The sequence below is a fragment of the Streptomyces marincola genome (assembly GCF_020410765.1).
Lineage (GTDB): Bacteria > Actinomycetota > Actinomycetes > Streptomycetales > Streptomycetaceae > Streptomyces > Streptomyces marincola.
Map to the genome: position 1 here is coordinate 1993996 of NZ_CP084541.1, position 17234 is coordinate 2011229.

A 17234-nucleotide genomic window follows, 5' to 3' on the forward strand; every position below is an offset into this window, starting at 1 on the left:
CCCGCTCTCCCCATCGCCCTCCGGTCGTACGACCTGGGTCGACACCGCCGCCGCCGATTGCCGACACCGGGCCGACGACGCCCGGGGGCGCCGGGCGGCATCGTTGCCATCGTGATCGAGAGCAGCCACCTCACCAAGCGGTACGGCCGCACGACGGCCGTCCATGACCTGACCTTCACCGTGCGCCCCGGACTTGTGACCGGCTTCCTCGGGCCGAACGGCTCGGGCAAGAGCACCACGCTGCGGATGATCCTCGGCCTGCACGAGCCGACGAGCGGTACGGTCACCGTGAACGGGCAGCCGTTCGGCAGCCGTTCGCGCGGCCTGCGCCACGTCGGCGCGCTGCTGGACGCGCATGACGTGCACGGCGGGCGCGGCGCGGCGGCCCACCTGTCGGTCCTGGCCCGCGCCAACCGCCTGCCGCGGCGGCGCGTGGCCGAGGTGCTCGGCGAGGTCGGGCTCGCGGATGTCGCCGGGCGGCGCGTCGGCGCGTTCTCGCTCGGCATGAAGCAGCGGCTCGGCATCGCGTCCGCCCTCCTCGGCGATCCGCCGGTGCTGGTGTTCGACGAGCCGCTCAACGGGCTCGACCCTGAAGGCGTCGCGTGGGTGCGCGGCCTGTTCCGGCGGCTGGCCGCCGAGGGCCGCACCGTGTTCGTCTCCAGCCACCTGATGTCCGAGATGGAGCACACGGCGGACCGGCTGGTCGTGATCGGGCGCGGCGAGCTGATAGCGGACGAGACCGTGGCGGAGTTCTCGGCGCGCGGCACCCGGCGGGGCGTCACCGTGCGCACGCCCGCCGCGCCGGTCCTCGACCGGCTGCTGACCGCCGAGGGCGCGGGCGTGCGGGCGGCGGGCGACTCCCTGGCCGTGACCGGCATGGCCGCGGACCGGATCGGTGAGCTGGCCCGGCGGCACGGCGTCCCGCTGCACGAACTGCGCTCCGAATCGGCGTCGTTGGAGGACGTCTTCATGGAACTCACCGCGAGCAGCGTGCAGTTTCCGGGGGGTGACGCGCGATGACCGCGTCGACGCACGCGCGCACGACCGCGGGCGGCGCCCGGGCGCGCGAGGCCGCGGAGCCCCCCGCCCGGTTCCGCGACCTCGTCGGCGCCGAGTGGCTGAAGCTCAGGTCGCTGCGCTCGGTGTGGATCGCGCACGGGGCGACGGCTCTGCTCGTCATCGGCCTCAACGCCGGTACGGCGTACGACAGGTGGAGCCACTGGACGGCACGGGACACGGCCGACCTGGCGGGCTTCGTGCGCGACGGCATACCGCTCCAGATCGCGTTCTCGGCGAACGCCGCCCTGCTCATGGCTGTCGCGCTCGGGGCCATCGGCGCCCTGGCGGTCGTCGGCGAGTACAGCTCGGGCACCATCAGGACGACGTTCACGGCCGTGCCCGCCCGGCACTCGGTGATGGCGGCGAAGGCGGTGGTGGTCGCCGCGACGGCGACCGTGTCCGGCGCGCTCGCCGCCTGCGTGTCCTTCGCCGTGACCCAGGCCGTCCTCGACCGGCGGGGCGCGGGGGTCTCGCTCGGCGATCCGGGAGCCCTCCAGGTCGTGGCGGCATCCGCGCTCCTCGCCCCGGTGTGCGCGCTGGCCGGACTGGCGCTGGGCGCCGCCCTGCGCGGCACCGCGTCGGCCATGGTCGCGACGGTGGTGTGCGTCCTCCTGCTGCCGCTGGCCCTCACCGACGGCCGCCACTGGTCCGCGGTCGCGGGGCACGCCCTGCCCTACCGGGCGTGGCTCCGGCTCACCGACGTCCCCTACGCGCCGGAGGCGACTCCCTTCCCGTGGACCGTGTCGGGCGCCTGGACGGTCTACGCCGGATGGGCGTGCGCCGCGTGCGTGCTGGCCGTTGCCGCGGTGCGCCGCCGCGACCATTGAGGGGAGAGGAAAACCTGTTGTCCCACCGTCGGCGCCCGGGGACCATCGAGTCACAGAACGTCACCTCCGGGGGGAGATCATGATGGGTTACACCGAACTGCCCGGTGCCCGGATACCGATCCGCATGTGGGCCGATCCGGCGGGCGTCGAGGACGGCGCCATGCGGCAGTTGCGCAACGTGACCACGCTGCCGTGGGTCCGCGGCCTGGCGGTCATGCCGGACGTGCACTACGGCAAGGGCGCGACCGTCGGCTCCGTCATCGCCATGGAGGGCGCGGTGTGCCCGGCCGCGGTGGGCGTGGACATCGGGTGCGGCATGTCGGCCGTCAGGACGTCCCTCACGGCCGACGACCTGCCCGACGACCTCTCCGGGCTGCGCTCGCGGATCGAGGCGGCGATCCCGGTCGGGCGGGCGGCGCACGACGTGCCGGTCGGCCCGGCGCGCCTGCACGGCCTGCCCCGGGCCGGGCTCGACGACCTGTGGGCCCGCTTCGACGGCGTCGCGGAGGCGGTCTCGTTCCGCCACGAGCGCGCGACGAAGCAGATGGGCACGCTCGGCGGCGGCAACCACTTCGTCGAGGTGTGCACCGACACCGAGGGCGCCGTGTGGCTGATGCTGCACTCCGGTTCGCGCAACATCGGGAAGGAGCTGGCGGAGCACCACATCGGCGAGGCGCGCAAGCTCCCGCACAACCAGGACCTGGTGGACCGCGACCTCGCGGTGTTCGTCGCCGGGACCCCGCAGATGGCGGCCTACCGGCACGACTTGTTCTGGGCCCAGGAGTACGCGGCGTTCAACAGGGCGGTGATGATGGCGCTGCTGAAGGACGTCGTGCGCCGGGAGTTCGCGGCGGCCGGGCCCCGGTTCGGCGAGGTCATCTCGTGCCACCACAACTACGTGGCCGAGGAGCGCTACGACGGCGTGGACCTGCTCGTCACCCGCAAGGGCGCCATCCGGGCCGGGGACGGCGAGTACGGCATCATCCCCGGCTCGATGGGCACCGGCTCCTACATCGTCAGGGGCCTCGGCAACGCGGCGTCGTTCCGGTCCGCCTCCCACGGCGCGGGGCGGCGCATGAGCCGGAACGCCGCCAAGCGCCGGTTCACCACGGAGGACCTGGCCGCCCAGACGCGGGGCGTCGAGTGCCGCAAGGACGCCGGCGTGGTCGACGAGATACCCGGCGCGTACAAGCCGATCGAGCAGGTCATCGAACGGCAGCGGGACCTCGTCGAGGTCGTGGCCCGGCTGAAGCAGGTCGTCTGCGTCAAGGGCTGAGGCCCGGCCGGGCCCCCGCCGGGAGCCGCCGCGGGGGCGGGCGGGCTCCCGGCGCCGGGCGCGGCCGGGACCGCGCGGCTCACCCGGCGGCGCGGGTGCCGCTGACCATGTAGGTGCGGATCTCCGGCGGGAGCAGCGGCGAGGGCTGTACCCGCGTGGTCATGCCGCGGGACTCCAGCAGGCCGACCACGTCCTTCAGCTGGTTGTCGAGGTCCTGCACCTCAAGGATCGTCTGCTGGACGAGGCCCCAGTGCTCGTCGTCGATGCCGCGCAGGACGTCGAGTTCGGCGCCTTCGACGTCCACCTTGAGCAGGTTCACGGTGCGGCCCTCCGCGAGGAAGGAGGAGAGCCGTTCCACCGTCGCCCGCACCGGGCGGCCCGTGTGGCCGTGGGCGACCTCGTCCGGCGGGAAGTCCCGGGACAGGACCGCGATCTGGAGTTCCTTGTCCTCCGGGTAGCGGGTCGAATTCCCGGGCATGGCCGGGTAGTAGGTGAACTCCACGCCCTCCTCGCGGTGTGCGCCCAGGGCGCACTGGGTGACGTGGAAGTCGGCCAGGTCATGCAGCTCCGCGTTCTTGCGCAACGCCTTGGCCACTTCGGGCATTGGTTCGAAGGCGTGGATTTCCGCCTTCGGGTACCTGCTGCGGACGAAGAGCGAGAAAAGCCCGACATTGGCTCCGACGTCGAACACCAGGGCGTTTTCCGGTAGTCGGATGTCGTCGTAGCACCCCAGGTTGAAGATTTCCTCGTGCTGCCAATGCGCCTCACCCTCGGCCTCGTTGGGCACCCACAGGTTCAGCTGACCGGCCAACTCGATGAGCAGCAAACCGTCCACGGACCCTCCAGTCGAAAGACGTCGTCCGATATCATTCCCCGCTTTCGGGAGAACGACCGGACAGGACTCAAGCGCCGGGCCGCGGCTCGGCCGGTGAATTGCGGAGCCGCCGGAAGGCGCCACCGGAAGGCGGCGCCGTGCGGCGGCTCACCCCCGCAGTGCGGGCGCGATCTCGGAAAGGTCCAGGCTTTTCGCCCGCTCGATGATCCCGGGCCAGCGGTCGAGGAGCAGCCGGTGCGTCGCGTAGTCCTCGTCGACCTCGCGCACGTACCGCTCGGCGTTCTCCGCCAGGTGCCTGCCGATGCGCGCGTACCGTTCGTCGAACGGGATCAGGATCTCGTTCGCGAGCGCCGTGATCCGCGCCGCCCGGCCGGCGGGGTCGGCGCCTGGCAGCGCGCCGACCGCGCGGCCGATCGCCGCGCGCAGTTCCGCCGGGATCAGCTGCGGCGCGGCGGCGTCGGCGCGGCCGACGGCGCCGGGCTCGTACAGCGGCCCGTAGCTGTTGAAGTAGTCGGCGAACCGGGCGATGCCCTCCCAGTAGAGCTGCTTCTGCTCGGGCACGAAGCGCCCGGAGTGGTACTCGTGGAACACCGCCCTGGTGTGGTGCAGGGCGGGGATGCCCAGCGCCATCGCCAGGTCGAACCCGAAGTAGTCGACGGCCAGGTTGTTGTCGCTCGGCACGCTGGGCAGCAGTTCGTGGATTCTGGTGACCGCCACGTTGCCGCAGTCGGGGTCGGCGCCCTCGTTGGGCGCCAGGCGCAGCGTGCGTTCGTCCCGCCCGTCGTACACCTGCTCGGCGGGGAACACCTCCTCCACCAGCGCGGGCACGTCCTCCGGATCGAAGCCGAGGATTTCGTAGAGCCGGTTGACGATGCCGTACGACCGCGCGGCGAAGTCCTTGACGTCGAGGTTCCATTCGCCGAAGTAGTTGCCGCCCACGACGCAGACCGGCGCGTCGTCGACGGCCGCGCCGTGGCCCTCCGGCCTGGCCGCGTCGACGTCGCCGACGCGTCGGCCGAGGTACGCCAGCTCCACCTCGATCGGGAGGGCGCCCGCGGCCTCGGGGACCTCCTCCCGCAGCAGCCGCGTGTCGGAGTCGCGGCGGTGCAGGGCGTCGGCGCCGAACGAGGCGGTCATCAGGAACAGCTTGTTCATCGCCGTCCCGTAGTTGCGCCGCGGGGAGCGGAACATGTCCTTGACGACGTCGGGCTCGTCGCGCAGCAGTGCGTCGAAATAGGCGTGCTGGAGGTCGAGCGTGAGGTGGTGGATGCGCTGGTCCGGGTTCTCGCGGGCCAGTTCCGCCAGGGTCTCGGCGTTGGTGCGCACGGACGGCCCCCGGTCGGTCTCCGACACCACCAGGGGGATCGACCTGCCGGCCCGTTCCCTGGCGAAGTCGAGTTCCGCGAGGTAGCTGGTCGCCGCGCGCGAGCAGTCCCGGTTCGTGGGGATGAAGAACACCGAGGAGGCGAAGGCGGGTTCTGCGACGTGGTGAGGGGGGATCGCGTTCATGGTGGTCTCTCGTTCTCGGATGGGGCCGGCCGCTTCGGTCACGGTCGGCACGTGGGTCGCGGGACCGGGGGGCCTCGGGCAGCAGCCGGCCCGGGCAGCGAGCGCGCCCACCGCCCCGCCATCACCCCTCCGATGCCGTACGTGGCGTGGGCTCCCGAGAGCACCGGCCGCCCGAACGCCTTCTTCGCCACGACGGCCTGGGCGTCGGAGGCCGCACCGAAAGCACCGCCCGCCGTCGCGAGGAGGGTTGTCACGGCGGCGAAGACCAGCACGGTCGGCCCCGGCGGCGGGACCGCGGTGATCACGCAGGCGGCCACGATACTCACCCGGGTGACCGCGCGACTACCGAATTGGGTGAGGGCCCAGCCGGCCGGCAACGGTGCCGGTGATCACCGGACGATGCCCGCGGGACGCGGGCTCGTGAGGACGACCAGTTGCCGCGTCGCCCTGGTCATCGCGACGTAGCGGTCGACCGCGCCCTCGACCCCCTCACCGAACGCCTCCGGGTCGACGAGGACCACCAGGTCGAACTCAAGTCCCTTCGCCAGCGCGGGAGTGAGCGACCGCACCCGGTCCCTCGGCCGGAACTCCGGAGCACCGATGACGCAGGCGATCCCGTCCGGGTGCTCGTCGAGCCAGCCGTCGAGCACCGCGTCCAGGTCCGCGACGGAGCCGCGCAGGACGGGAACGCCCCCCTCACGCACGGACACCGGCACGTTGGCGTCCGGGAGCACGGCCCTGATGACGGGCTCGGCCTCCGCCATGACCTCGGAAGGCGTCCGGTAGTTGACGCTCAGCGTGGCCACCTCGATCCGGCCGAACCCGACCCGTTCCAACCGGTCCCGCCACGACTCCGCGAACCCGCGCCTGGCCTGCGCCCGGTCCCCGACGACGGTGAAGCTGCGGGACGGGCAGCGCGCCAGCAGCATCTGCCACTCCGCGTCGGTGAGTTCCTGCGCCTCGTCCACGACGATGTGCGTGAACGGCCCGGCCAGCGGCTCCCGTTCCGCCCCCGGCAGCGCGGCCCCGTCGACCAGGCTGTCCTGGAGGTCGCGGCCGAGCAGCATCGTGACCGCGCCCTCTCCGTCGTCGTCCGCCGCGACCAGGCCGTCGATGACGTCGGCCATGCGCGCGCGTTCCGCGGCGGCCGAGGCGTGGCGCCGGCGCCTGCGCCGTTCCGCCTCCGGGTCACCGAGCCGCCGCCGCGCGGCGTCCAGCAGCGGCAGGTCGGACACCGTCCAGGGCGCGGTCGGCGCACGCCGCAGCTTCCTGGCGTCGTCGGGGCCGAGCCAAGGAGCGCACATCCGCAGGTAGGCGGGGACCGACCACAGGTCCGCGACGAGGTCGGCCGCCTCGATCAGCGGCCACGCGCGGCCGAGCGCCCCGGTCAGCTCCTCGTCCGCGAGCAGCGACCGCCGCAGCAGGCCGGGCGGAACGTCCTCGCCGAGCCTGTCGGACACGATCGCGACCAGCTCGTCCAGGACGCGCTCGCGCCCCTCGTTGTGCGGGGTCCCCGGCTCCACCGCGTCGAACGCCTCGGCCCAGTCCTCCGCACCCAGCCGGACGTCGGCCCAGTCGGTCGCGACCGTCACCTCGTCCTCGGGCGGCTCCTCGTAGAACCTGACGGCCCGCTCGATCGCCCGCACCATGCCGGCGGACGACTTGAGCCCGGCCACCTCCGGGTCGCTCTCGACCACCGCCCCCGCGCCCTCGGCGACGAGGTCGCGCAGCGTGCAGGTCCGCACCCCGTCCTCGCCGAGGCTGGGCAGCACGTCGGACACGTAGGCCAGGTAGGGCTGGTGGGGCCCGACGAACAGCACCCCGCCGCCGCGGTGGCCGAGCCGGGGATCGGAGTGGAGCAGGTAGGCCGCGCGGTGCAGGGCCACGACCGTCTTCCCCGTGCCGGGACCGCCGTCGACGACGAGGGCGCCGCGCGACCCCGCCCGGATGACGGCGTCCTGATCGGCCTGGATGGTGGCGAGCACGTCCCGCATCCGGTCCGAGCGGCTGCCGCCGAGGCTCGCGATGAACGCCGACTGGTCGTCGAGCGCGGCGTGCCCTTCGAGCCCGTCCGCGGTGAACACCTCGTCCCAGTAGTCGCTCACCCGGCCGCCGCTCCACCGGTACCTGCGGCGGCTCGCCAGGCCCATCGGGTCGGCGTGGGTCGCCGCGAAGAACGGCTCGGCCGCCGGGGCCCGCCAGTCGAGCAGCAGCCGGCGTCCCGCGCTGTCGGTGAGGCCGAGCCGGCCGATGTACACGCGCTCGCCGCCGTCGGCACCCACGATGTGCCCCAGGCACAGGTCGAGACCGAAGCGGCGCAGCGCGCGCAGGCGCCCGGTCAGCCGGTGGATCTCCGCGTCCCGGTCCATCGCCGCGCGGCCGAGGCCGCCCGGCGCCCTGCGCTCGGCGGCGAGCCGCGCGGTCACCTCGGCGACCGCCTCCTCCAGGCTCTCCGCGATGGCCGCGAAGTGCCGTTCGTCCTCGGCGATCAGCGCCGGGTCCGCCTTCCGCGCCAGGTGACCCGGCAGGTCGAACACACCGGTGGCCGCTCTCCCCACGGCGGCGCCCTCAGGACCGGGACCGTCCCCGCCCACCCCATCGGACGACAAAAACATACGCACGCGACGAACCCCTCATATCCCCAGGATCTGGCTCAGGCCAGTGATTGTGCGGCACACCGGGGGCCTTGCCGCAAGCCCCCCGGTGCGCTATAGGTTGAGAGTGGCGAGGAGTTCCCCCGCCTCTTCCCGCGGCCCGCTCCGCCGCCTCCCCCGCGCCGTCGGGCACGACGGGCCCCGCACCGCCGCCGACCCGGCTCCCTGCCACCCGTGCGCGGCTGCCGCACGCCACCCCGGGAATCGGGAATCACGCCATGCGCTCTCACTCGACGCGGTGATCCTCGGCGTTCCCGAGGTGGAGGACGCGCGGGCGTTCTACGCCGCCGTGTTCTCCCGGCCTCCCCCGGCGCCGACGACCGCGGCCGGTACGCGCGGCCCGACCCGCACGGAACCGGGCACCTCGCCCTGCGCCGGACCCGGGGATGCCGTCACAGGATTCCCTGGGGCAACGACGCCCCTCGGCCGCACAGGTGCCTGATGGCCGCGGCGAGGGAATGGCAGTCGAAAAGCGCCGAGTGCTCCTCGCCCGCGAACGGTCGCGGCAGACCGAGCACGTGCCACAAACGACCGGTGTTGATCCTTTTCGTCGCGGGTGCGAGGGCGTTCAGCCAGGGCCTGATACTGAGGAATTCGGCGTCGAGAAATCCGCTCTTGACCTCGTCGCCGCGCGCCCGTGCCCAGCCGACGTTCTCCCCGAGGACGACCATGTCGTTGCCGTAGGAGAGCACCGCCTGCCCGCGGCAGAACTCCAGGAAATCGCCGAGCGCCTCGGCCGGATGGACGCCGTGGCGGTCCACGTCCTCCTGCCCGATTCCGGTGAGACCGGTGAAGTACTCCGACAGGCGCGGGTTGGCCACGGGCCTGACCAGTGCCTCGTGCGCCTCGACCACGGTGTGGGCGTCGTCGAGACGCAGGGCGCCGATCTGCACGATCTCGCGGAGCTGCCCGGGACCCGCCCAGTCCTGTTCGAGCGCCCCCGGCCAGGAGGTGAACTCAAGATCGCAGACAACGTAGGTCGGCACAGCGCATTCTCCTCACTCCGCGGTGGTCGCGCGATGCCGTCGGCCCGTGGCACCGGGGCGGCGCGGGTTCCGCCGATCCGGCCGCCGCCCGCCCCACGCCACTGTTCCCTCATTCGCCCCGCACTATCCCACGCGGCACACTTCTCGACGGGAACGCGCCACAATGGCGCATTCCCGCGCACCCGTTCGCGCCGCGTTCCGCCTGTCGGCAATGGCCGTGGCGCTGTCTTCCGAAGGGAACTGCCCGTTCACACAACGGTCGAATGCGAACACTATTTTGGCATTCATGATCGATACGCAGCTGTCGCGCCGTTCCGTGCTGGGCGGGCTCCTCGGTGGAACCGCCGGAGCCGGGCTCGCCGGCCCGGCCTGGGCGCGCCGGCCGAGGCCGCTCCGTGTACTGATCGCCACCAACGAGCCCTGGGGCACCTACCACGTCGCCCCGATCCTCGACGAGACCGCGCGCCGCGGCTGGGACCTCACCCAGCTCGTGCCCGACTACGCGGGCGTCGCGCCCGGCGACCCCGTCCAGGTCGCCACCCCCGCCGACGCGCCCGCCGCGGACCTGCTCGTGGTCACCGGCGCCGGCGACTGGCCGGCGGACTGCGCCGCGCTGTTCCGCCGACTGCCGCTCAACGCCTCCGCGCTCGCTTACCACCGTCCCACCGAGGCCCCGCGCGCCCATGAACTGCGGCGCCGCGTACGACTGTTCACCGCGTCCTCGGCGGCGGAGGGGCGGGCGTTCGCCGACTGCTTCGGCACCAGGCGCCCGGTGCGGGTGGTGGGCTCGCCGCAGACCGACGACCTCCCGGCCCGCCGCCCGGAACGCGACCTGGTCCTCGTCCTGACCAGCGTCACCCGCCCCGACCCGACCGGGGGCGCGGCGCCCGGCACCGAGGCGCTGCTCCGGTCGGCCGAACGCCTGGCCGCGGCGGGCAAACGCATCCTGGTCGGGCTGCACCCGCGCGAGGACCGTTCGCTGTGGGAGCGGTACGAGATCAGCACCGTCCCCTCCGTGATCGCCTCGGCGCGCGCCGAGGCGGCGATCGGCATACCCGGCACGGTCTTCCCCCTGGTCGCCGCCGTCGGCACGCCGCTCGTCGGCTGCGTGGACCCCGGACTCGCCGTCCCCGACTACCTGTTGTCCGTCTGCTCCGCGCTCGTCGACGACCCGGCCGGGGCCCTGGACGCGGTGAGCGCCGCGCGGCTCCCCGAGCCCGCCGTCCTGTCCGACGCGGTGGGCCCGGTCGGCGGGTCGGCCGACCGCCTGCTCGACGCCTGGCGCGAACGCACGCCGGCCGGCCGCCCCGCCGCTCTCTCCGCCGCCTGACCGCGGGCGTCCCGGATCAGCGCGTGGAGAGGCGGAGGAAGGTCACCGAGTGGGGCGGGAAGGCGTAGGTGAACCGGTTCCCCGCGTGCCGGAACACCGACTCCCGCGGCGCGATGGGCCGTTCGGTCTCGGTGTTCACGGCGTCCGGGTCGCCGTGCAGGGTGGTCACGTGGGCGGTCCTGCCGACGCGCGCCCGGCGGCCGAGGTCGATGTCGGTGACCGCCTCGGCCTCCTGCGCGTTGACGACCTTGACGATCAGGTCGCCGGTGGCCTCGTCGCGGGTGACGACCTGCCGGAACGGCTCGGTCGCCGGCTCCGTGAAGCTGCCCCACTCCCGGCCGTCGAGGAACAGGGTCGCGGTACGGCCGCGGACCTCGACGCGGATGTCGTAGGCCCGGCCGGTCTCGATCGTCGTGCCGTCCCCGACGACCTCGGCGCGCGACCCGCCGGTGGCCTGCTCGACGGCGGAGCGGGTGTTGTTCCAGCCGCCGAGGTTCCACCAGTAGTAGGTGCCTGTGTCCCGGACGCCGAAGCCGATGAGGAAGCCCTCGCTGCCGGCGCGTTTGGTCGCGGTCACCTCCAGGTCGTAGTCGCTCCAGGCCGGGTCGCCCGCGACCAGCATGTTCTCGGTGGAGGCCAGGTCGGACTGCACGAGCGCCCCGTTCTCGACGCCCCACGTCCCCGCGCCCGTGGTGGGCGACCACTGGCCCGTTCCGGCCGAGAAGTCGTCCGCCAGCAGCGTCCGGCCGTCGGCGGCCGTCACGGCGACGTCGTCGTAGGCGGCGCTTGTGGCCCAGGTGCCCAGGCCGACGGCGCCGGTGATGGGCCGCTCCTGCCCGGGTGACGCGGTGGCCCGGCTCGGCACGACCTCGTCCCCGGTGTTCGTCGCGAACAGCTTCTGCACCTCGTAGGACGCCGAGCCCCAGGAGGCGTCGTTGTCGAACCAGATGAGGTCGGGACGCCACTGGGTGCCCTGGCTGTGGGCGAGCAGCGGGGCGTAGGAGGCGAGGCGGACGACGTCGGCGTTGCGCTCAAGACCGGTCATGAACGCCGCCTCGGCCAGCGCGTTGGCGAACCGGTTGTCGCGGGAGGCGTATTCGCCGAGGAAGACGTCGGGGCCCTCGCGGTCGTAGGAGTCGTAGCGCTCGTTGTTGGCGAGGAACCAGGCAGGCGACTGGTAGTAGTGCTCGTCGACCATGTCCACGCCGGCCTGCCGGTTCAGCTCCCAGGCCCGGTCGAACGTCGGACCGCTCGCCGAGGGGCCCGAGTTGCTGATCACCGTGATCCCGGGGTGGGCGGCCTCGATGGCCTCGCGGAACACCGCGAAGCGCTCCATGAACGCGTCCGGCAGGTTCTCCTCGTTGCCGACGGCCAGGTGCGTGAGGCCGAACGGCTCCGGGTGGCCCATCCGGGCGCGGACCGCGCCCCACTCGGAGGTGGCCGGGCCGTTGGCGAACTCGATCAGGTCGAGGGTGTCCTGGACGTGCCGGGCCAGCAGCGCGGGATCGTCGGTCGCCCGGTTCTCGCCGCAGCCGGTCACGAGCGCGGGCACGACGGGCAGCGGCATCGCGCCGATGTCCTCGGCGAACTGGAAGTACTCGTAGTAGCCGAGCCCGTAGGACTGGTTGTAGCCCCAGAAGTTGTGGTTGACCGCCCGCTCCTCGACCGGGCCGACCGTCTCCTTCCACTGGTAGGAACGCTCCCGGGGCCAGTCGGGCGCCTGGTAGCCCTCGTGCGTCCCGGTGTTGACCAGGCAGCCGCCGGGGAAGCGGAGGAAGCCCGGCTCAAGCGCGGCGATGCGTTCCGCGAGGTCCTGGCGCAGGCCGTTCTCGCGGCCGAGGAAGGTGTCCTGCGGGAAGAGGGAGACCATGTCGAGGCGGACGGTCCCCGCGCCGCCGGCCGTCACCGTCAGGCTCCCGTCGGCCGCCGACGCGGTCGCGGTGAGGGTGCCGGTGTACTTCGTCCAGGTGTCGCCCGCCACGGCCACGGCCGCGTCCGCCGCGAGCGGCGTTCCGTCCTCCGTCCCCAGGGAGACGCGCAGTTCCGTGCCGGCGGGCCGGTCGGAGCGGGCCCACACCGAGAAGTCGTAGGCGTCCCCCTCGGTGATCTCCATGCCGGTGAAGAACCCGGCGTTGCGCACCCCGAACCCGGCGCCTTCGCCCTCCCCGTCGCCTGCGAGGGACAGCCTGAGGTACTGGCGGTTGGTCTCGTTCAGCCGCTCACCGTCGTCCACCACGGCCGCGGTGCCCGTGGCGCCGCCGCGCGAGGCCTCGGACCAGGCCGTCATCGGCGTGTAGGAGGCGTGGTCGGCGGGGCCGAACTCGAAGGAGCGGTTGCGCACCAGCTCCGCGTAGAGACCGCCGTCGGCGGCGAAGTTGATGTCTTCGAGGAACAGGCCGTACATCGACTCGGAGATGTCGGGCCCGGTGCCGGCGGTGTCCACCCGGATCGCGTAGTCGGGCCGGGGCGCGGCCGACGCGCCGCCCGCCCCGCCGGGCAGGAGGGGCGCCGCAACAGCGAGGGCCAGGGCCGACAACAGCAGCGGACGCGCACGGCGGGCGCGGGATGGGTGACGTCTGGAACGCATCGGTGCTCCGTACGTTGTCGGGCGGCCCTGAAGGGCGCCTCCTGCGGGTCATGACCTCGGCTGAACCACGCGCACACGCTTCGTTCGGAATCACGAACACGGTCTGAAATGCGGGACGACCGTAGTAACGCGGCACCGCACCGTCAAGCCCTCGCGTACGCCTCCCCGCGCGCGAGGGTCCGAACCGGCCTTCGTCACCCGGCCAGCGCCGGGAACGCCCGCCGCACCTCGGCGAAGAGAGCGGGATAGTCGGAGCCGTACGCGGCCACCGCCGTGAACAGCGTGTGCACCACGGCACGCAGCGGGTCCGGGTCGGAAGCGTCCCGCAGGGCGGGTATCGCGGCCTGCTGCGGCACGACCTCGCGCGTCCTTCCGTCGAACGCGACCACCGCGGTCTTCGGTATCCGCTCGTCGTCGAGCACCCGCTCCCACACGCGGTGCCTGCTGTAGAACGGCGCAGGCAGCGGCTCCCCACAGTCCAGGGCCGCCAACGCGGGCGCTATCCAGTCGACTTCGGCGAGGCCGGCGACGGTGTAGGCCCGCCGCGCCGCCCAGCGCGCGAGCGCGCGGTGCGTGGCGGCGTCCGCGGCGTCGATCGCCTCGACCAGCCCCCGGTCGAGGCGCGACAGCTCCGGCGCCACACGGCCCGCCATCCGCCGCATCCGCTCGCTGGGCCGCAGGCCGCGCCACAGCAGGTTCTCACGCTCCAGTCGCCGCCGCTCGGCCTCGCGCCACTCCGCCTCCCGTTCCTTCCACGACCGTTCCGGCACCGGCCGCGGCGCGAACGTGAGCCCGTTCCAGTAGGCCGCGGCGGCACTGGTCTGCTTCACGACCCGGTCGGGCGCGGGCGGCGCGGGCCAGAACTGGAGCAGGTAGCGGTCCGTCCGCGGCTGCCCGTCCCGCCGCATGTCGAGCCGGTGCGCCGCGTCCATGCCGGTGCCGCAGTACCGGACGCGGTGGCTCACCTCGTCGAGCGCCAGCGGCGGGAGATCGCGCCGGCCTTCCCACTCCATGAGCACGACGTCGTCGGTCGCGGGCAGGAAGGAGACCTCGACGATGTCCTCCCACCCGTCGTCGTACGCAGGCGCCTCGTCATGCCGCTCGACCCGCAGCCCCACCCCGCCGAAGCGCAGGCCAGTGATCAACTTGAGGAACCCGGGCAGCGAGGCGTCGCAGAGCCCGGGCCGCTCCCCGAAATCGATCCCTTCCGTGAATCCGCGCTCGGGCTGGGGCCGGCTGTCCACGTAGAACTGGTGGTACGAGACGTCCAACTCACCTTCGAACAATGTCCGCATGCGCTCAGTCTGCCTGGCACCACTGACAGTGACCCCAAGCCGTCCAGCGCCACGCCCCTGCCGGGCCCGGCCTCAGCCGTGCCCGGCAGGTAGCTGCTGCGCGGCGGCGCGCTGCGCCGCCCATGAACGGTGCTCCATCCCTCGCTCGGAGGTCCACGCGGGGTGCTACGCGGTGGCCCCGTTCACCGGAAGGTGCCGCGACCGGCAGCGGTCACTGAGCGGCAAGCTGGGCCACATGGTCGGGGCTCAGTGCGCCCTGGAAGGTGCGCAGTTCGTCGATCGCACCGGGCCAGTACTCGCCCCACTGGCCGTCCGAACGGCTGCGCCCGACCTGGAGCGAGTGGTCCGCGCGGAAGGAGAGCACGTTGCCACTCCCGTCGACACGCTGGCCGTTCACGTACAGGGTCAGCTCGCGGCGGAAGCCGTCGTAGACGAGGGCGAGGTGGTTCCACTCCAGCGCGTCGTAGTACATGGGAGAGGTCACCATGACGACGTTCGCCGACGCGGAGTCCGCGTCCGCCATCGTGATCTGCCACTGGCCCCAGGCGGGGGCGTCCGGCTCGGGCACGAACCGGACGGCGAAGGCGCTGCCGTGCTGCCCGGCCGCGCTGAAAACGGTCACGGCTTCCTCGGGAACGGTTGCGGCCTGCGCCCAGCCCGCGACGGAGAAACCGGCGGAGGTGTCCATGGGCACCGTGGTGGTCTCGGCATGGTCGTCGACACCATCGAGCACCAGGGCCCCCTGGTCGACCCAGCCCGGCCCGATGGCGGCACCACCGTTCAGGGTGAGCGGTGTCCCGGCTCCCGAGCTGTCCGGCGTCGAGTCGGGCGGCGAGCCCTCGGCCTGCTCGAACTGCCAGCGCCCGGTGCTCACCGGGTGCCGTTCGTACAGCCCCCGTATCTCGTCCGCCGTTATCACGCGGTCGTAGAAGCGGACATCATCGATCGCACCGTCCAAATGATCGCGGACGCCATCGGGATGCTCCGACGCACCGAACACGACCGGCCCCGTGGCCTCCCACCGGTCGGAGTAGGGCTGCGACCCGACGAACCGGCCGTTGACGTACAACTCCAGTCGTTCGGCATCCATGTCGTGCATACCGACCACATGGGCCCACGTTCCACGACCGAGCGCGGGACAGTCCTGGGCGCCCGCCTCGCAGGGACTGTGGGTCACTACGACATCGGCGCCGTCGGATCCGGGCGCGGCGCCGCCCATGAACGACCAGCCGCCACCGTTCGGACGGTGGTGGAGCGAGAAACCGGGCCCCGAGGCGCCGCCCTGCATGACGGCCGTCATGTGCCGGTTCTCCTGGTCCGCGGGCAGCCAGGCCCACAGCGAGACGGTGTACGACTGGGACGTGTCCACGACCGGCCGGCCGGTGAGGGCGTGCCCGGTCTCCCCGTCGAAGGACAGGGCACCGTCCCGCACGCCGGTGGTCCCGGTCTCCGCGCCGCCGTGCAGCCGGGCCTCGGCGGGCTGGCCCTCACCCGCGACGGAGGACGCGTCCGCGGCCTCCTCGAAGTTCCAGACGGCGGTGGCGGGCCGCAGACCGGCCACCGGCTCAGTGCCCGCGTGCAGTTGGGCGACCTGCTCGTCGTTCAACCAGTCGTCGTGGAAACGCACCTCGTCGAGGTCGCCGGAGAAGAAGTCGCCGCCGCCCCCGGGACCGCCCAGGGCCGCCCCCAGCGCGGTAGCGCCGCGCGCCCGCGAGTGAGCGCCCGTCCAGGGCACGTCGCCCACCCGCTCGCCGTCGACGTAGAGCACCAGCTCTTGATCGGCGTCGTTGAACACACCCGCCACGTGGGTCCACGCCCCGGCGGTCGCGGGCTGTCCCTGGCTCGCCTCGCGCTCGGACGCCGAGGTGCCCCCCGGGGTCTGGGCGAACGTCCACCCCCGCTCCGGGTGCGCGTAGAGCCGGTAGGCCAACCCATCGGCACCGTTCTGGGAGACCGCCGTGGCCGACGCGGCCACCCCCTCATCGGGCAGGCGCGCCCAGAGGGAGACCGTGAAGCTCTTCGACGTGTCCAGCACGGGTATCTCGGTGGCCGCGTATCCGTTCTCCCCCGCGAAGTGCAGTCCGCCGCCCCGGTATCCCTCACCGCCCGGTGCGGCGTCGCCGGTCAGCCGCGCCTGCCAGAGCGCGCCCTCGCCGGTCACCTCGGCGGCACCGGCCTCATCGTCGAGGTCGAACGCCAGGTGTTCCGGCTCTCCGGCTCGGACCGTGAAGTCGTAGGTGCGGATGGGCGACGCGTTGCCCGCCGCGTCGACGGCCTGGACGGTCACGAAGTTGATACCCGGCCTCCGCGGCAGCATCTGGACGGTCCGCGGCGCGCCACCCGATGTGCTGACCGAGTTCGACGATGTCGGGTCGCTGTTGATGCCGTACCAGTAGGCGACCACATCGGCGTCGGGCGAGTCGAAGGTGAAGTCGCCGTACTTGCCGACGCCGTCGTGCCAGGCATCGTTCGGGTCGTCGGGGTCGGATTCCGGGTACTGCCAGGAGGAGACCGACGGCGCCTGCGGCCTGACCTGGTCGGAGGACGCGGCACCCCCCTCCGGTCCGCCCGGCGCCTCGGTTCGAGACTCCCTCGTGCCGCCCTGCTCATCGGATGCTGTCGCCGCGGCTGCGGACTGCCCGCCGCTCAGCAGCCCGAGCGCCAGCGCCGCCACCACAGCGGACACGACTCCCCTGCCGGCCCCCACCTTCACACGCCCTCCCCAGGCATCACATTCCCCGCAGGGAACGCACAGATTCCCGAAGATCGTAAAGTCGCCTCGCACGCACGTCCACATACCAAACCAGAACAAAGTGGACTCGATTTACCTCTGTGCACAGCAATCCCGCACCGAGAGTTACCCAGGTGCCCCACTG

The 17234-nt window shown here is 72.9% G+C and carries 12 protein-coding genes; 4 read left to right on the forward strand and 8 right to left on the reverse strand.

Going from position 1 to position 17234, the window contains the following annotated elements; all coding sequences use genetic code 11:
• The first annotated feature begins 111 nt into the window (after positions 1-111).
• The 3 genes from LC193_RS08260 (at position 112) to LC193_RS08270 (ending at position 3162) form a co-directional block, all read left to right on the forward strand.
• Positions 112-1020, forward strand: a complete 909-nt coding sequence (locus LC193_RS08260) for an ABC transporter ATP-binding protein (protein ID WP_226072967.1) — start codon at positions 112-114, stop codon at positions 1018-1020.
• Complete coding sequence (locus LC193_RS08265; RefSeq protein WP_226072969.1) at positions 1017-1886, forward strand: ABC transporter permease subunit; 870 nt, start codon at positions 1017-1019, stop codon at positions 1884-1886. The genes LC193_RS08260 and LC193_RS08265 overlap by 4 nt, the downstream gene beginning before the upstream one ends.
• An 82-nt stretch (positions 1887-1968) precedes the next feature.
• The gene (locus tag LC193_RS08270; protein WP_226078517.1) at positions 1969-3162 is read left to right on the forward strand and encodes an RtcB family protein; all 1194 of its coding nucleotides are present in this window, start codon (positions 1969-1971) and stop codon (positions 3160-3162) included.
• 79 nt (positions 3163-3241) lie between these two features.
• Here LC193_RS08270 and LC193_RS08275 read toward each other — a convergent pair whose 3' ends face one another.
• From LC193_RS08275 to LC193_RS08295, 5 genes are all read right to left on the reverse strand, one after another.
• A complete protein-coding gene (locus LC193_RS08275; RefSeq protein ID WP_226072971.1) occupies positions 3242-3997 on the reverse strand; it encodes an FkbM family methyltransferase in 756 nt (251 codons plus the stop codon).
• A gap of 147 nt (positions 3998-4144) precedes the next feature.
• A complete protein-coding gene (locus tag LC193_RS08280; protein ID WP_226072973.1) occupies positions 4145-5506 on the reverse strand; it encodes a DUF6271 family protein in 1362 nt (453 codons plus the stop codon).
• Between the two features lie 38 nt (positions 5507-5544).
• A complete protein-coding gene (locus tag LC193_RS08285) occupies positions 5545-5832 on the reverse strand; it encodes a hypothetical protein (RefSeq protein WP_226072975.1) in 288 nt (95 codons plus the stop codon).
• 63 nt (positions 5833-5895) lie between these two features.
• Complete coding sequence (helR, locus tag LC193_RS08290) at positions 5896-8121, reverse strand: RNA polymerase recycling motor ATPase HelR (protein ID WP_404819522.1); 2226 nt, start codon at positions 8119-8121, stop codon at positions 5896-5898.
• A 431-nt stretch (positions 8122-8552) separates the two neighbouring features.
• Complete coding sequence (locus LC193_RS08295) at positions 8553-9146, reverse strand: 3'-5' exonuclease (RefSeq protein ID WP_226072979.1); 594 nt, start codon at positions 9144-9146, stop codon at positions 8553-8555.
• Positions 9147-9432: 286 nt separating this feature from the next.
• Here LC193_RS08295 and LC193_RS08300 point away from each other — a divergent pair, with 286 nt between their 5' ends.
• A complete protein-coding gene (locus tag LC193_RS08300; RefSeq protein WP_226072981.1) occupies positions 9433-10476 on the forward strand; it encodes a hypothetical protein in 1044 nt (347 codons plus the stop codon).
• Positions 10477-10492: 16 nt separating this feature from the next.
• Here LC193_RS08300 and LC193_RS08305 read toward each other — a convergent pair whose 3' ends face one another.
• From LC193_RS08305 to LC193_RS08315, 3 genes are all read right to left on the reverse strand, one after another.
• Positions 10493-13063 (reverse strand): alpha-L-arabinofuranosidase C-terminal domain-containing protein, encoded by a 2571-nt coding sequence (locus LC193_RS08305; protein ID WP_226072983.1) that lies wholly within the window; start codon positions 13061-13063, stop codon positions 10493-10495.
• A 194-nt stretch (positions 13064-13257) separates the two neighbouring features.
• Entirely contained in the window at positions 13258-14358 is a 1101-nt protein-coding gene (locus LC193_RS08310) for a hypothetical protein (RefSeq protein ID WP_226072985.1), read from the reverse strand.
• A 211-nt stretch (positions 14359-14569) separates the two neighbouring features.
• Positions 14570-17044: a LamG domain-containing protein gene (locus tag LC193_RS08315; RefSeq protein WP_226072986.1), complete on the reverse strand. Its 2475-nt coding sequence runs from the start codon at positions 17042-17044 to the stop codon at positions 14570-14572.
• Between the last annotated feature and the right edge of the window lie 190 nt (positions 17045-17234).

What these genes read in the sequence shown, in the direction of transcription:
- LC193_RS08265 (WP_226072969.1), top strand. Translation starts at nt 1,017, where the DNA reads ATGACCGCGTCGACGCACGCGCGCACGACCGCGGGCGGCGCCCGGGCG.
- LC193_RS08270 (WP_226078517.1), top strand. Translation starts at nt 1,969, where the DNA reads ATGGGTTACACCGAACTGCCCGGTGCCCGGATACCGATCCGCATGTGG.
- LC193_RS08280 (WP_226072973.1), bottom strand. Translation starts at nt 5,506, where the DNA reads ATGAACGCGATCCCCCCTCACCACGTCGCAGAACCCGCCTTCGCCTCC.
- helR (WP_404819522.1), bottom strand. Translation starts at nt 8,121, where the DNA reads ATGTTTTTGTCGTCCGATGGGGTGGGCGGGGACGGTCCCGGTCCTGAG.
- LC193_RS08300 (WP_226072981.1), top strand. Translation starts at nt 9,433, where the DNA reads ATGATCGATACGCAGCTGTCGCGCCGTTCCGTGCTGGGCGGGCTCCTC.
- LC193_RS08305 (WP_226072983.1), bottom strand. Translation starts at nt 13,063, where the DNA reads ATGCGTTCCAGACGTCACCCATCCCGCGCCCGCCGTGCGCGTCCGCTG.
- LC193_RS08310 (WP_226072985.1), bottom strand. Translation starts at nt 14,358, where the DNA reads ATGCGGACATTGTTCGAAGGTGAGTTGGACGTCTCGTACCACCAGTTC.